Raw genomic sequence first — 16,416 nt, forward strand, 5'->3', positions numbered from 1 at the left:
TTGTTGCGGGTGCAAAAGTAGCGAGTCTTTACCGGTAAACAATACTTTACAACACACTTTTTTTAATCTTTTTTCAATCTTGGTTTTAACAGACTGAAAAACAATATTATTACAGTTGGCGGAAATTTGTTGTTGCGTACGTTTGTAAGAAAAAAGTGTTGATTGCTGTAAGGGTATCTAGATTTTTACTAGAGTTGTACCTGGATAATCGCATTATTAATAGGTATGGGCACGTAGATAATGCGTGTTTTGACAAATTAGTGGTTGTAGCAGATGTTGACGAAGTAAGTTGGCACGCAGATGATGCCGATTTTAGCAGATTAGCGGTGCCTAGTATGCTTATTGGATTCTACTAGATACAGTATTGAGACTGTATACCTATATAATGTATAATTATACTTTTGAATGAATGTTGATTTGGAATGATGTAGATAGAGAATAGTAAACATTTTGATACTATGCTGTTCTACCATATATATAATGTGGTCTTTTTCGAAGGTTTATGTATTATCAGCAAACGCAATCCTTTCTATTAATTTACTAACGAGACCCTATACTATATAATGAAGTAGATTGTTATTGCAACTTTAATCCAGCGTAACATCCTTTTTAAAATGGATTGCAAACAAGAAGTGTATAAAAGTACCACTCCCCTAGCCCTGATAGCATTGGAAATCCTTTTATGGGAATTCTTTCTCCCATAAAAGATTGAAACGAATAGCAGGAATAAGCTCCTGAAAAAAGTGCAGTACTATTTAGTTATAAAAAATATTGTCACTCTATTTAGTTAAAGTTTCAAATCACAAACATTTTACTAGTCAAAGCGAATTGCTTTTACAGGGGAAATCTTGGTTATTATAAAAGATGGAATTAGTAAAACTAAAAAACAAGTAACTATGGTGCCTAAATTTAAGAGAACAATATACCATAGATTAAAATATACCGGAGCTTGTGATACATAATAATTAGCTGGATCTAAAGTGACTACTCCAAAATATTTTTGAATTAATAAAATTGCAATCCCAATGAGATTACCCCAAAATAACCCACGAATTATAAGATACGAAGCATTGTACAAAAAAACTTTCCTAACTGTCCAGTTATTCGCTCCTAATGCTTTTAAAATACCAATCATTTGAGTTCGCTCTAAAATTAGCACTAGCAACGCTACAACCATGTTTATGGTCGCCACTACTATCATGACGATTAAAATGACAATTATATTAAAATCAAACAGTTGTAACCATTCAAAGATGTAGCTATACTTTTCTATAATAGTCTTAGAGTCTAGGGTAGACCCTGTTTCCTTATACACTTGTTCGCCTATAGCACTCAAAGCATCAAAATCATTAACAAAAACCTCAAAAGCTCCTACTTGATCCGGCTTCCATTTATTAATTCGCTGGATATGTCTTATATCCCCCAATACATAAGTTGCATCAAATTCTTGAAAACCACTGTTAAAAATACCTACTATCGTAAATCGTCTACTGTTAGGCAACTTATTCTGACCTTCCTTCATAAAAAAGGTATTGAACTTTTCCCCTACTTTTAGATTTAAGCGATTTGCAAGAAATTGCGAAATCAGAACATCTTCGTTTAATTTGTTTTTATAATCAGGAATAACACCCGCAACCAGATATTCTTTTATATTATCCCATTTATAATCTGGACCAACACCTTTATACATTATCCCTTCGAAGGCAGTCTCCGTCCTAATAATACCCGCTTTACTCGCAATCGCTTGGATATGGTTTACTGAGGGAACACTATTGAATTTTGGATAAAACTTTTGAGTTTTAGATATAGGACTTAAAGTAGCATCAGATTGATTACTGTCGAAATTCGAAATTACAATATGTCCATTGAATGCTGCTATTTTCTCCCTAATTTTCTCTTGTAAACCAATACCAGTAGCAACAGAAACTATCATCATGATCATTCCTATGGCAATCGCCGAAATTGCTATTTTAATTATAGGTGCTGAAATACTACTCTTGTAGTCTTTTGCCGTGATAAGTCTTTTTGCTATGAAATATTCTAAATTCAAGAAAAGTTTATTTAATTAAAAAATCCTTATGTGATTTTTTGAAGTTGGGCTCAAAATTACATTTAATACCTTAATATCGATTAATTATTTAGCAGAGATTTGTGAAATAAAAACATGAACCCCTATTCACACTAAGTCTCACCTTATCTAAGGGTATGAAGAATAAAAGCACTAATACTAACATCCTAATTAGGCATAAACAACAGTATGTATAAGTAAAACATAGACAGAAGCTATAAGGGCAATTTCTTTTTCATTTCTTCTACAATATTATACGCTGCTGGGCACACAGGAATATTCTTTAAAGTTATATCAGTAATTTGTTGAAATTTCTTTCTGTCTGTATGAGGAAATTCGCGGCATGCTTTAGGGCGAACATCATAAATAAAACAGCTATTATCTGTATCTAAAAAAGAACAAGGCACAGATTGTAAAACGTAATCCTGATCTTCATCAATACGCAGGTATTGTTCTATAAACTGTTGTGGCTTTTGGCGCAGGTGTTTTGAAATTCGTTCGATATCAGCATAAGTAAATAAAGGACCTGTAGTTTTACAACAATTAGCACATTCTAAACAATCTGTTCGTTTAAATTCTGCAGTATGTATGTCCTGCATCACGTAATCTAAATTTTTCGGGCTTTTCTTTTTTAGCTTATCAAAATACTTTTTATTCTCTAGTTGCTTATCTTTGGCTAATTTTCCGAGTTCGTTTAAGGAGGGCTTAAGCATTTTGAGCTATTATTTAGATTAATTTTTAAGATGTGTCAAAATTACTCAAATCAACCAAACAATTTACACATTACACAACAAACTATCATGAAAGACTTATTTGGCCGAGCCATACTAGATTATCAAACAAGTAATTCGCCCCAAGACCTTATCACAGAAACCACGATCTCCGAAGAAGACGAAATGAGCGTTGCCTATTTGTTTCGAGAATATGACTCGATGCCCTTAATAGAACAAAAAGCACTTACATTGAGTTACGGCAAAACCCTAGATGTTGGAGCAGGCGCCGGGAGTCATAGCTTGTATTTACAAAATGAAAAACATCTTGACGTAACCGCAATAGATATCTCGCAACAAGCTATACAAACTTGCGCATTGCGCGGTGTGAAGAATGCTGCTGTTGCCGACATTCTAACTTGGGATACTGAAAAGTTTGACACTATTTTGTTACTAATGAATGGCACGGGGATTTTTGGTACTCTCGAGAAAACATCCCGATTTTTAGAAAAGTTGCGTTCCCTACTAAAACCAAACGGACAAATACTAATTGACAGTTCTGACATTATCTATATGTTTGACCAAGATGAGGACGGATCATATTCAGTACCCGCAGATACATATTACGGTGAATTAGAATTTACTATAAGTTACAAAGGAGAAAAAGAAGAATCATTTCCTTGGTTATATCTTGATTACAACACCTTACAGAACATAGCAGTAGCTAATAATCTAGCATGTGAGTTGGTAGCTGAAGGCGAACACTATGACTATTTAGCCCGGTTGACTCTATTGCACTAAAATTAAAAAGCAAGCAACTAACGTGCTTCTCTAAGACTAAATTCAAGTAGTAAACATAAAAAAAGGCTAAACACTTTCTGTTTAGCCTTTTTTCATAATAAGTAAAACCTACTTTATGGTATATTAAGATACTTGTGTGTTTGTAGTGAAACTCTCCATTTTGGGTTGTTCATCACGTAATCAACAATAAGCGGAGTCATTTCCTCTTTTTTGCTCCACTCAGGTTGTAAAAACAATATTGCACCTTTATTGACTAGTTCTGCTTGCTCTTCAGCGAAGATAAAGTCGTGCTTGTTATGAATAATAACCTTTAACTCGTGCGCAGCATCATATACTGTTTCAGTTGGTAATTTATTTTTCTTTGGCGAAAGACAAATCCAATCCCAAGTTCCAGATAATGGATAAGCACCTGAAGTTTCGATATGAACTTTACGTCCAACATTTTTAAGATTCTGTGTTAACAGACTCATGTCCCACATTAAAGGTTCGCCACCAGTCACTACAACCGTCTCAGCGTACTTACTTGCATTCTCAACAATAACACTTACGGCAGTAGGAGGATGTAACTCTGCATTCCAACTTTCTTTGACATCACACCAATGGCAACCTACATCGCAACCACCAATTCGTATAAAATAAGCTGCGGTACCAGTATGATAACCCTCACCTTGAATGGTATAAAACTCTTCCATCAAAGGAAGCATTGCTCCTTTATTTACTTCTAATTGTATTTCTTTTGATAACATTATCTAAATTTAAAATGCAAAGATAGTTAATTTGAAAGGGACTTAATTCATAAAAAAAAATGCAGTTTCTCAACCAAAATATAAAAACAAAAAACCGATAGCTAAAAGCTACCGGTTTCTTTATAATATAGTATTACTATTATTATTTGATTGTCTTCAAAGATTGTGTTGCATAAGCATTAGTTGGATCAATCGCTAAAGTTTTAGTGAAATACTCTCTAGCTTTTGCTTTATCAAAATTAACATATCCTGCAGCCATTGTATTGTAAGCTTCAATCAATTTAGCTTTCACAGCTGGCTTAGCCATCTCTTCAGCACCTTTTTCAGTTACTTTGTCAACATACATTTGATAGTACTTGATCATAGCTTCATCATTATCCATTAACGTATTAGTTCTTGCACGATATACATATGCATCGATAGTTTCTGGTGAAGCCTCAACAACATTTCCAAAAGCAATGTCCGCTTTAGCCAAAGCTTCCATATCTTTTACCACATCTGCTTTTGCATTTTCAAAATAGATAGAGTTACCTAGGTAGAAATTGTCTAACAAATAACTTTTTGATTCTTTGTTTGTAGTTGCAATTTCAAATATAAACGCTGCTTCTTTATATAACCTTTGCTCATATAATGATTTACCTAAATCTCCTAATTGACCTGCAAAATAGATATCCATATCTACTGCTTTCTTAATAAAAGAAATTCCTTCTTTATATAAAACTGGTTCAATCGTTGTACCATCAGCACTTGTCGCTTTTTTAATTTTTGCTTGACCTAAGTAAAAATAATCTTGAGCAATAATTTTATTAGAAGGAACACTAATGTATTCAGTCAATGAGCTAATAGCACCATCAATATTACCGTTTTCATAAGCAGCATATCCTAAATATCTTAAAATTCTAGGATTTACCTTGTCTAATTCCTTCATTTTCATAGCTTCAGCCTCTAATGCTTTGTAATCTTTCGCTAGGATAAGAAAATCAGCATGACGCATACGTGAAGCAAGAGAATAATCCGTTAGTTCCATGTATTTTTCATAGTAAGAAAGTGCTTGTTTGATGTACTGATCGTATCTACCAGGAACATTATTTGCCCAATAGTAATACGTTTCAGCTAATTCGCGATATACAGGACCATAAGTAGGGCTAACTGCGATAACCTCTTCATAAGCAGCAACTGCCTCATTATAGGCTTTAGCACCTTTTAGCAAAACACCTAATTGCATTTTAGCTCTAATCAAAGAAGCGTCTGCTTGATAAGCATTTCTGTAAGCAGAGAAAGCAGAATTTTGATTTTTATCACCATAATAAGCATCTCCCATAGCTAACAAAACTTGTGGCTCCATTGCGCTTCTATCCTTTGCAAGTTCTAAAGTAGCAAGTGCGCTTTTATAATCTGGCTTATTAGCATTCATGTAAGCACGTGCGATATACACATACTCTTCAAAGTCTTTTTTACGCATGTCCTTCTTAGCTAACTCAAAATTAGATTTTGCAGCAGCAACATTATTGTTATCTAAGTCGAGTTGACCTAAACCAATATAATTTAAGTGTGACTCTTTTTTGGCATTTAGACCAGCTTTATAAGAGATAGCAGCTGAGTCAGCCACATTTTGAGCAAGATAAACATTTCCTAAAAGAAAGAAAGCAGCTCCATTTGAAGAGTCGTCTTTTACTATCGATTTTAAAGTTGTTTTAGCAGTCTGAAATTGTTCAGCGTCAATTGCTTTTTTTACTTGGTTGATATCCTGCGCTTGCACGGAGCATACTGAAGCCAAAAGGGCAACACTTAAAAATTTTACTTTGTTCATTGTAACTTTATTTGATTTATTCATTTTCTTTTTCTTTTTTCTTATTTGTAATAAAATTAACTTTTCGGCCAGGAGTCCTAATAGGTAGTAAACCTGACTTTAAAATTATTCGTTGTCCAATGTCTCCTGCTACGAATGAGGCGAAGCCCATACCTAAACCAGAGTATCCCTGACAATTTATTATATACAAATCACGTGCCAAAGGGTATGTTCCCTCTGCTAGGTTATTTTGACTAGGCGCAAAATAGTCATTTTTTCCACTATCTTTAACACTTAATACATTAATATTTTTCAAATTACTAGCAACAGCTTCTGTAGGCTGATACAAATAATTCAAACCTACAAATCCGATCATTCCTTCGTTTTCAGCAATGAATTTTACCACCTCCTTATTGGTCTTGAATGAATATACATTTTTTGCAGGCAGCGCAGTTAATCCAGCTAGTTCATTCATATATCTAACTGTACTAGAATTTGGATTATCAAAAACTAATCCCTTAATCCCTTTAATTTCGCTACCGCGCATAAAGCTGATAACATCTTGCAACGCGATCAAAGTATCTTTGTTGCTTCTATTAGAAATAAGAGCTATTGCATCTTTACCTATCGGCGTCACTTTAGGTTTAATCTTTAATTGCTCAAAATACTTATTCTCATTCGCAGACAACACTCTTGACAAAACCACTATTCTACTAGTATCCTTAAGAAAGGATTGAATCAATTCGTTTTCTGATTTACCTTGCACTGTGATGTCAGCCTTGTATTTACTTTGAAATACCGTAACCTGATCCTCTATCAAAGGCAAGAAAGTCTCATCAACCAAAATAGTTGTCTTTCCTTTTAAGATAGTCTCTTTACCATCATCCTTGTTAGTCTGTTTACATGAGTTAGCAAAAGCTACAATCACCGCAATCATGAATAAGTAACCTATTTTCAATACATTCTTTCTCATTTTCAATCTCTGTTTTCATTAATCAAACGTACACCTCGGAAGGCAGAATACACCATGAGGAGTAATCCAAAAGCCCACCTATACTCCGTTGCCATATTGAGTGGGAAGTTATCCATAAAGATAATCAATATCCCTAGAACGAAATAAAACATAAAAAACAAAAATGCTATAACGAGAAGAAATCGCTCTCTAAGCGATTTCTTCTGAATATTTCTATAAATATTATCCAACATTAATCCGCAGTTTGAATAGTTATCGGCAGTGAGTAAAGTACTCTAACCGGTTTTCCATTTTGAACTCCAGGATTCCATTTTGGACATTTTTGCAAAACTCTAATAGCTTCTTTACCTGTCCCATAACCAATATCTCTTAAAACTTTGATATCAGTTAATGAACCGTCTTTTTCTACTACGAAAGTTACATAAACTTTTCCTTTCAATCCTTCTTCTTCAGGAGCACGGTAATTTTTTGATACATAACCATAAAATTTATCCATACCACCTGGAAACTCAGGCTTAACTTCGATACCAGCATTGTTATAAATTTGGTTATCTTCTTCAACAACTTGTTGTTTTGGACCATTTCCAACTGGAGCAACACTTAATACAGCATCTGGATCACCTTTAATAGTCTCAGCACCTAATTTTTTCTCCTTGATTTCAACAATCTTTGGTGGTTCTTCTGTAACCTCTGCCGCTTTCGCCACAACCGGTTTCACAAACTTCACTTGATCAACCTTCGGAGGAGGTGGTGGTGGTGGTGGTACAAATTTTTTCACTTCCTCTTTTTTGGGAGGTAATTTTATTGCAGTGATTTTTACATCTCTAACAACATCATCTTCCTCGCCTTTGGGAATCAGGTCTAAAATAAGAGGCGCACCAACAGCTAAACTAAAAAACACAGCACCAATAACAAGGGCCTTAATTGTAGTACTTCTGTTCGTTTTTCTCAACTCATAAGCACCGTAAACTTTGTTACGGCCCTCAAAGACGATTTCCAACCACTGGTTTTTAATAATATCTAATTTCATATTTCTTAATTATTAGGTTATTAAGAAAACAAGACAAGTCTTATTTTCCTTCTAACAATTTTAGTTCCGCAGGAGTAATGTCGTTCACAATTGTGTAAGTAGGAACACCTGATATCGCCATTTCATCTAAAACATCAACTACATTTTTGTAATTTGATTTTTTACTTGGTTTAATAATGACAATCATACCCTGGTCCGGTTTACCTTTAGCAGTTGAATAAGCTAGAACTTCCTCTTTTCTTTTCAACAATTCTTTACGAAGTCCATCTCTGTCATAGGAGATATCTTTCGGTCCACCAATCGGAGCCTCTAACAATCCCATGTAAAATGTCAACTTGTTGTTATCACCCAGCAATAAAGTTACCGTACGGTTTTCATCAACTTTAATATCAACATTTTTGTCATCGTCATTTTTATCTGGCAATCCCAAGTTCATCGATTGGGGTTTAGACAACGTCGTGGTTAGCATGAAGAAAGTGATCAATAAAAACGCTAAATCAACCATGGCAGTTAAATCTACCTTCGCATTCGCTTTTTTAGCTCTTACTTTACCACCTTTTTCGCCACCGCTGTCGGTATTTAATTCAGCCATTGTAGTATATTTTTGTTAATTAAAAATCTTTACCTCTTAAACCAGTAACCAAACTAAAACTGTTGATTTTCTGATCTTGACAAATATCCATTACCTTTCTGATTGCTGGATAGTCTTCCTTTGCATCACCTTTGATAGCGATTTGCAATTCCTTATCATTAACCTCGATATTAGCAATACGCGCATTATAAATCCAATCTTTCAATTGGTTATCTGTCGAATCCGAAGGAATACCTGGCTGTCCAGCTTTACTTCTGTCCGGAGCTTTCATCTCGATGATTTGCTTTAGACTAGTCATAGGGACACCAAAATCATCCATTAAAGAAAACATAGTCTTATCTGCATCAGAAAAAGTTACACCATATTTATCACTCATTAACTCCAATGTCTTGATACGAACTTCACGTCCTTTTAAATCAAAGAAAACTTTTCCATCTCCTACAATTATTGTAGCTAGATCCGTTTCCGGCAATTTAGTTTGAACAGTTGAAGCAGGCGTATCGACAGGAAGAGCCTCAGGGATCTTAGCTGTTGAAGTCATTACAAAGAAGGTAAGCAAAAGGAATGCAACATCACACATGGCGGTCATATCAGTAGACCCCGGATTTTTCTTTATTTTTATTTTAGCCATTCTTTTTGTTTTTTAATTGATATAAATATCAATATAATTATTGCTTCAAACTTCCTCTGAATCTTCTGTAAGAATTTACAATTGATACAGCAGCCTCATCGATTGAGTATGTTAAATCATCAATTTTAGATGTAAAGAAGTTGTAAGAGATAATAGCTACCGCTGAAGTTCCAATACCTGTTGCAGTATTAATAAGTGCTTCAGAGATACCTGCTGCAAGTGCTGCTTGATCTGGAGTTCCAGCTGCTGCTAGTGCACCAAACGCTTTAATCATACCCGATACTGTTCCTAACAATCCAATAAGTGTTCCTAAAGAAACTAATGAAGAGATAATCGTCATGTTCTTTTGTAACATTGGCATTTCAAGTGAAGTAGCTTCTTCTATTTCTTTGTGAATAGTTTCTGCTGCTTCTTCGCTATTAAATCCTTCTTTCTTAACTGCTTGGTATTTCAACAATGCAGACTTAATTGCGTTAGCAACTGAACCTTGTTGTTTGTCACAAGTTGCAATAGCCTCATCAATTTCTCCTTGTTTAATGCTAGCTTGAATTTTAGTCATGAAAGTATCTAAATTAGTTTTTCCAGCTGCTTTAGAGATAACAAAATATCTTTCAATAGAAAAAACAAGAACCATTAACAACATTCCTAACAAAACTGGTACAACTGCACCACCGTGATATACTTGACCTAATGTATTCAATGGAGTACCTGTTTCTATATTTCCTCCTTCGAAATTATCAGGATTTCCCATGATGAATTTCCAAATTACAACACCAACACCAATACATGCAGCAATAATAAGCCCTGAAACCATTCCACCACCGTTTGAAGTGCTTTCTTTTTTAACGTTTGCCATTTTTTTAAATTTTAATAGTTTTAAATAATTTCTTTTAGTTATAATAAACTTGTAGTCCCGCAAATTTATATGTTTAGTTCAAATAAAAAAATTTTTTTTAATTTAATTATCATTAATTTCAATTGAAAAAAATTTAAATCTCTTAATTATTTTATATTTAATCAAGATGTTATCGAAAACGATATCTTTTTACATAAATAAATCACTTTTTTAAGATTAAATCATGTAATTTTTCAATAATTAGATACCTTAGATTTTAGTTGAATATTTAACATTTGGCAATAAAAAAGGAATAAAATTACAGTTTGTACCAATTTTAGTTCTTTTCAGAAAATTATAATATCTTGCATTAAAATACAATACAGTAGTTACCATGAATAGTAAAGATTTATTTAAAAAACACATAAACGAAGGATACACATCTAAAGGAGAGAGTATTACACTAGGAGGAGCTATACTGGAAGGTGAAGCTATGGCTGACACTTTGGTAAAAATCCCTTTGAAAACTTTAAACCGCCATGGTCTAATTGCTGGAGCTACAGGAACAGGAAAAACTAAAACAATTCAAGTTCTATGCGAGCAGCTTTCCTCATTTGGTATACCAACATTGATGATGGACATAAAAGGTGACTTTAGTGGTATTGCTAAGGAAGGTGTTGAAAAGTCGTTTATAACAGAGCGTCATGCTAAAATAAACCTTCCTTACAGCATCGCTAAGTTTCCTGTAGAATTACTAACATTATCAGAACAAGGCGGAGTAAGACTTCGTGCGACGGTTTCTGAATTTGGACCTGTTTTGTTTTCTAGAATTCTAGACTTAAATGACACCCAAGCGGGAGTAGTATCAATCATCTTCAAGTATTGTGATGACAACAAAATGCCTCTTCTTGACCTAAAAGATTTTAAAAAAGTCATTAATTACATCACTGAAGATGGAAAAGATGAAATAACGTCAGAATATGGTAGGATATCAACTTCGACTACGGGAATAATTTTGCGAAAAGTAATAGAGTTAGAACAACAAGGTGCCGATTTATTTTTTGGAGAAATGTCCTTTGAAATCGATGATTTAATGCGAATTGATTCAAACGGAAAAGGATATGTTAATATTCTGCGTTTAACAGACATTCAAGATAAGCCGAAATTATTCTCGACTTTCATGTTGAGTTTGCTAGCCGAAATTTACCAACAGATGCCTGAAAAAGGAGATGCTGAACAGCCCGAGCTTGTGATTTTTATAGATGAGGCACATCTTATTTTTAAAGAAGCAAGCAAGGCCCTACTTGAGCAAATTGAAACTATTGTAAAACTCATTAGGTCAAAAGGAATTGGAATATATTTTATTACACAAAACCCAATGGATGTCCCTAGTGGCGTTCTGGCTCAGCTAGGGTTAAAAATCCAACATGCATTAAGAGCCTTTACAGCCAAAGACCGACAATCAATCAAACAAACTGCTGATAACTACCCTACATCCGATTACTACGAAACTAGCGAAGTATTGACTAGTTTAGGAATTGGAGAAGCATTCGTTACGGCACTTAGCGAAAAAGGAACACCAACACCCTTAGTTGCAACGATGCTACGAGCACCAATGAGCAGAATGGATATCTTAAGTGAAAGTGAAATACAGGAAATAAATACTAATTCCAAGTTAGTAAAAAAATACAGCGAACTTATTGATCGAGAAAGTGCTTATGAACTACTTAATAAAAAAATTGCAGTAGCAGAATCAGAAGCCGCGAAAAAGGAACAAGAAATAGCACAAGAAAAGGCCGCTGTAAAAACAACTAAAACCACTACCAAACAGGGTCCGAGTACCACGGAAGTACTAGGTAAATCAGTTTTAAAAGTACTTACTAGCGCTACTTTTATTAGAGGAGCCTTGGGGATTTTGTCAAAAATGTTGAAAAGTAAATAACATGAAGAAATACAGTATTCAAAAAAGTCCTTTTGTGGTACCAACCACAGACGGCAAACTAATAGAAGAACACCACGGATTAGCAGCCACTGCAAACCCTGCTATATCAATCGCTCATATGGTAGCTCCTCCTAAATGGAGCGAACCTTATCAGACACCTGAATTTGAAGAGTACACTTATATAATTAGAGGCAAAAAACAATTTATAATTGAAGATGAGACCATAATTCTCGAGGCTGGCCAATCTATCAAAATTGAAAAAAACACACGTGTTCAATATTCAAACCCTTTTGATGATGAATGTGAATATATTGCCATTTGCACACCTGCTTTTGATTTCACTAAGGTTCATCGAGAGGACTAATTAAATAAAAAAAGCCAACTTACTCAAATGACTAAGTTGGCTTGTTTTGAGAAGGAAGTAGCGTTACCCCAACAGTTCCAAGATTTTGTTTTCAACCTCTTTACTATCCCATATTTGTTCTATATCTTTAGTCAATAAGACTTTTTGCATAATTTCATTTTGAAAATCACCAATAGCAAGTGCCTCACTATACGGACGATCGCTAAACGTAACTCTACTGTATAACGGAATCCATTTGTCAGGATGTCTATCTGAAAACACTTTCTCTATTTTTTTCTGCAATAAAAATTTATCATCAGCAGTTTTTGAACTCATTTCTAGAAAATTACGATACGAAAGTTCTGCAATTGCATCTGCATTAGGCTTACGTGATTTTTCATATTCAGAAAAAACCATCTCCCAATCTTCCCCGTACTTTTCCATCATCTCGTACAAGATCGAGATATCTTCAAAACCAGCATTCATTCCTTGTCCATAAAATGGCACAATAGCATGACACGCATCTCCTATTAACGCAACTTTATCTCCGTAGGTCCAAGGAAAGCATTTCATAGTTACTAACGTACTAGTCGGGTTTTTAAAGAAATCTTCAGCTAATTCCGGAATAACTTCGATAGAGTCTGGAAAATTAGTTTCGAAAAAAGAGACTACATCTTTTCTCTCTCTTAACAAGTCAAAAGAATTTTCTCCTTCGAAAGGCATAAAAAGTGTACAAGTAAAACTTCCGTCTAAATTAGGTAAAGCGATCAGCATATACTCTCCTCTTGGCCATATATGAAAGGAGTTTTTATCTAATTTATGAGAACCATCTGGGTTAGCAGGTATATTTAATTCTTTGTATCCAATATTTAAAAATTCCTGAGAATAATTAAACATACTTTGACGCTGCATCCTATGACGAATTCTCGAGAAAGCACCATCAGCCCCAAAAACCATATCATATTTTTTGTCTTCCCAGGCTCCTCTTTCCGTCTCCCCAATATGTAACGTGGCATCAGCTAAAGTCACATCCCATATTTTTTGCTCGAAAAAAAACTCAGCACCAGCTTCTTCGGCTAAATCAATCATCTTACGGTTTAAAATACCGCGAGAAATCGAATAGATGCTCTCCCCTTCCTGACCGTAGTTCTGAAAATTAAGTTTGTCTACAAGATGAATTGCTCTCTTATCCATAGGAATTGCAATTTCGCGAACAGCATCGCCTATTCCTACTCCATCTAATGCTTTCCAACCTCGGTTAGACATAGCCAAATTAATAGAGCGTCCAGAAAATTGTATTTGTCTAATATCAGGACTTCTGTCATAAATATGTACTGTATGTCCTGCCTTGCGTAAGTAAATAGCCAATAATGATCCTACTAATCCAGAACCAACTACCGCTATTTTTTTTAAAGTTTGCATTGTATTGTATAAAAGTTAGGCTAAAATAATGATTTAATATTGTAGCGAGTTTAAAAACCTTAGTTTTTAGTGGGTTTAAAAATTAATTTTGTTGAAGATTGAATAATTTCTTCCTTGTTCATTTTCATCTTTCGAAACTTTCCTGCATTATATAAATCTGCTTGATCTTTGTAATGCGAACTGAATGGGTTACCCGATTGCCCAGTTGGCAAGATACTCCAACTATTTTCTATATCCGAAAAATCAACTATTCTTCGTGTTGATGGACCACCTTTAACTTCATAATTTGATTTGTCACTAAAATCATAAAATTGATTATTAATAACCTCGTTAGCTCCAGCTACAGCAAAAGGACCTACATTAAATAAGTGACGAAAAACTGCAATTTTACCAATAGGATGTTGGTATTCTACTAAGTGTACTTTGTCCCAAGTCCAATTTTCAATAGAAGTACCTAATTGATTTTCTAATGAAGCTACAGCTTCTTTAAATGACTTCGTAATGATATCAGAGCGACTTTCTTTTTTGCTTTTTGTATTAATGTTATCCCACCATAGAGATTGCTCTTTAGTAATCTGATTCGCTACAATTTGCTTCATTAGATGTGTTTCTAAAAAATGTTTGAAGCCTTCAGCACCAAGTTCGTCTTCGAAAGTGTTTTTTAGATAAAAATAAATCCATTTGTTATAAATGGTAGGAGCAACATCATTTAAGTTATTTGTCCCTTGCCATTTTTGCATGACCCCGATCGCATTTAATTCATTTTCAGAAAACCCATCCTGGTTTATAGTTGTAATGAGCGCTTTAGTAACAACCGGAGAAACCAGCGATGTATTATCGACCATCATTTTACTTACAGCCTCTTTATCCCAATTGGATTTTGAGTCTAATAATTGTGTAATTCTTTTTGCTCGATCTTCTGGCAAATAATATCCAGGATATAGGAAACCATCTACGGCTTCTGGCTGATTATTTGCGGAATAAACGTAACCCCACTCTGGATTTTCGGCTGAGGGATTTTTGGAGAAATCCAAAAATTTTGTAATATCATCGTCACCAGATGCGCCATCTAAAATAAAGTTAGTATTAACTCCCTCATTGTGCTTGTATAATTTCCCAGTTGCCCACCATGCGACATTCCCTTTAGCATCACCATACATAACGTTCAAACCCGGAGCTGCAATTAATGAAACTCCTTTTTGAAAATCAGCTTTACTTTTAGCATGCGAAAGTTGGTAGACCGCATCTAAAATATGTAAAGGCTGCTGAGTGTAGATCCATGACATTGCTACCGGTTTTTTCGAATCCAAACCATCAATTAAATCATTCATGATAGGGCCGTGACGAGAAGTTTTTACGGATAGTACAACATCACTCGAATCCTTAACTTTTATAGTCCTTTCAACTGAAACATAAGTTTCATAACCCGTCGGCGTCTTGTATTGATTAGCATCCGCAGAATTATTTTCTTCTTGATACAGATCAATGTCATCGTTTTCAAACATTGTCAAACCATAAGCGTAGTCTCTTGTATGTCCTAAAAGAGGGTAAGGAGTACCTGCTAAGTAACAACCATACAACTCCATTTCGGGCGTTACTATGTGTGCCTCGTACCATGTTCCCGGTTGTGAAAAACCAATATGAGGGTCATTAGCAAAAATGACTTTCTCATTCTTTGTTTTTTGGGGAGCAATAACCCAACTATTACTTCCCACAAAGGGAGGAATTGGAGAGTTATCAAGTAGTGCAGCTACTGCTTTTGAAATCGCCGCATATTCTTGCGGTTTCTCTTTAGCATTCTTGATTTGCAAACTTGTAAAAGATCCATCGAGCCCTAAGTCCTTCAAATATTCTACTCCATATTTAGTACGAATATCTGTCATTAATGGATCCGATTTTTGCGCCATTGCAAAACTAAAAGACATGTATCCATAAATATTATAAACATCTTCTATAGTAAACTTTTGTTTTTCGACTCCTATTAATTGAAATTCAATGGGAGTAGCGCCATTCTCTAAAAAATCATTAATACCATCAAGGTATGCCATAGTTAACTGGTAACTTTGACTGTTTTTATCTAAAGCAGCTATTGCCTTAGCAGATGCAGCTTCAATACCTAATCCGCTAAAAAATCTGTCGTTTTTTAGCGCTACAGAACCAAAAAGTTCAGAAAGACGTCCTGGCGCAATGCGACGCATTAATTCCATTTGCCACAAACGATCTTGTGCGTGAACGTAACCCAGAGCCGTCATAGCATCTTTATTACTTGCTGCATAAATGTGAGGTACCCCAAATTCATCAAAATAAACAGTCGTTTCCTTTTCTATATGTTGCAATGCTACCTCACCTTCATATTTAGGTTTTAAACACATGATATATACCACACCAGCTAACGCAGCTGAAATAATGATTACAACTAGCACTAAAACTATCTTTTTAACTATTTTCATAAGGTCTGAAATTTATATAACAAATATAATTTTTAAAACTGATTTAGGATAAAATAAGATTGTTTATTATTTTTGTACTTTTGT

Annotated in this window: 14 protein-coding genes; 3 read left to right on the forward strand and 11 right to left on the reverse strand. The window is 34.6% G+C overall.

The genetic code is table 11. The features are described from left to right. Window positions 1–814 precede the first annotated feature (814 nt). Window positions 815–2,050: an ABC transporter permease gene (locus H8R22_RS00010; RefSeq protein WP_187009565.1), complete on the reverse strand. Its 1,236-nt coding sequence runs from the start codon at window positions 2,048–2,050 to the stop codon at window positions 815–817. A 233-nt stretch (window positions 2,051–2,283) separates the two neighbouring features. Continuing rightward, entirely contained in the window at window positions 2,284–2,781 is a 498-nt protein-coding gene (locus H8R22_RS00015; RefSeq protein WP_187009564.1) for a YkgJ family cysteine cluster protein, read from the reverse strand. Between the two features lie 87 nt (window positions 2,782–2,868). Here H8R22_RS00015 and H8R22_RS00020 point away from each other — a divergent pair, with 87 nt between their 5' ends. Continuing rightward, a complete protein-coding gene (locus tag H8R22_RS00020) occupies window positions 2,869–3,579 on the forward strand; it encodes a class I SAM-dependent methyltransferase (RefSeq protein WP_187009563.1) in 711 nt (236 codons plus the stop codon). Window positions 3,580–3,692: 113 nt separating this feature from the next. On the opposite strand, the gene H8R22_RS00025 is transcribed toward H8R22_RS00020, so the two are convergent. The 7 genes from H8R22_RS00025 to H8R22_RS00055 all read right to left on the reverse strand — a co-directional run bounded on the left by H8R22_RS00025 (window position 3,693) and on the right by H8R22_RS00055 (window position 10,196). Next, window positions 3,693–4,325, reverse strand: coding sequence for a 7-carboxy-7-deazaguanine synthase QueE (locus H8R22_RS00025; RefSeq protein ID WP_187009562.1), 633 nt, complete (start codon window positions 4,323–4,325; stop codon window positions 3,693–3,695). Window positions 4,326–4,467: 142 nt separating this feature from the next. Next, on the reverse strand, window positions 4,468–6,135 hold the full coding sequence (locus H8R22_RS00030) for a tetratricopeptide repeat protein (protein WP_187009561.1): 1,668 nt from the start codon (window positions 6,133–6,135) through the stop codon (window positions 4,468–4,470). Between the two features lie 16 nt (window positions 6,136–6,151). Beyond that, the gene (locus H8R22_RS00035) at window positions 6,152–7,087 is read right to left on the reverse strand and encodes a PstS family phosphate ABC transporter substrate-binding protein (protein WP_225875991.1); all 936 of its coding nucleotides are present in this window, start codon (window positions 7,085–7,087) and stop codon (window positions 6,152–6,154) included. 232 nt (window positions 7,088–7,319) lie between these two features. After that, the gene (locus H8R22_RS00040; RefSeq protein ID WP_187009560.1) at window positions 7,320–8,117 is read right to left on the reverse strand and encodes an energy transducer TonB; all 798 of its coding nucleotides are present in this window, start codon (window positions 8,115–8,117) and stop codon (window positions 7,320–7,322) included. Between the two features lie 40 nt (window positions 8,118–8,157). Next, on the reverse strand, window positions 8,158–8,709 hold the full coding sequence (locus tag H8R22_RS00045; protein ID WP_187009559.1) for an ExbD/TolR family protein: 552 nt from the start codon (window positions 8,707–8,709) through the stop codon (window positions 8,158–8,160). Between the two features lie 19 nt (window positions 8,710–8,728). Continuing rightward, the gene (locus tag H8R22_RS00050; RefSeq protein ID WP_187009558.1) at window positions 8,729–9,340 is read right to left on the reverse strand and encodes an ExbD/TolR family protein; all 612 of its coding nucleotides are present in this window, start codon (window positions 9,338–9,340) and stop codon (window positions 8,729–8,731) included. 37 nt (window positions 9,341–9,377) lie between these two features. Then, window positions 9,378–10,196 carry a MotA/TolQ/ExbB proton channel family protein gene (locus H8R22_RS00055; RefSeq protein WP_187009557.1) on the reverse strand — a complete coding sequence of 273 codons (819 nt, stop codon included), beginning with the start codon at window positions 10,194–10,196 and terminating at the stop codon, window positions 9,378–9,380. 373 nt (window positions 10,197–10,569) lie between these two features. Between H8R22_RS00055 and H8R22_RS00060 the strand changes: the two genes are divergently transcribed. Continuing rightward, window positions 10,570–12,117: a helicase HerA-like domain-containing protein gene (locus tag H8R22_RS00060; RefSeq protein WP_187009556.1), complete on the forward strand. Its 1,548-nt coding sequence runs from the start codon at window positions 10,570–10,572 to the stop codon at window positions 12,115–12,117. A gap of 1 nt (window position 12,118) precedes the next feature. Beyond that, window positions 12,119–12,481 (forward strand): cupin domain-containing protein, encoded by a 363-nt coding sequence (locus H8R22_RS00065; RefSeq protein ID WP_187009555.1) that lies wholly within the window; start codon window positions 12,119–12,121, stop codon window positions 12,479–12,481. Between the two features lie 63 nt (window positions 12,482–12,544). Here H8R22_RS00065 and H8R22_RS00070 read toward each other — a convergent pair whose 3' ends face one another. Further along, complete coding sequence (locus tag H8R22_RS00070; RefSeq protein WP_187009554.1) at window positions 12,545–13,882, reverse strand: FAD-dependent oxidoreductase; 1,338 nt, start codon at window positions 13,880–13,882, stop codon at window positions 12,545–12,547. A gap of 59 nt (window positions 13,883–13,941) precedes the next feature. Further along, window positions 13,942–16,332 carry a penicillin acylase family protein gene (locus tag H8R22_RS00075; RefSeq protein ID WP_187009553.1) on the reverse strand — a complete coding sequence of 797 codons (2,391 nt, stop codon included), beginning with the start codon at window positions 16,330–16,332 and terminating at the stop codon, window positions 13,942–13,944. Between the last annotated feature and the right edge of the window lie 84 nt (window positions 16,333–16,416).

The organism is Flavobacterium kayseriense (assembly GCF_014305095.1).
Classification (GTDB): Bacteria; Bacteroidota; Bacteroidia; order Flavobacteriales; family Flavobacteriaceae; genus Flavobacterium; species Flavobacterium kayseriense.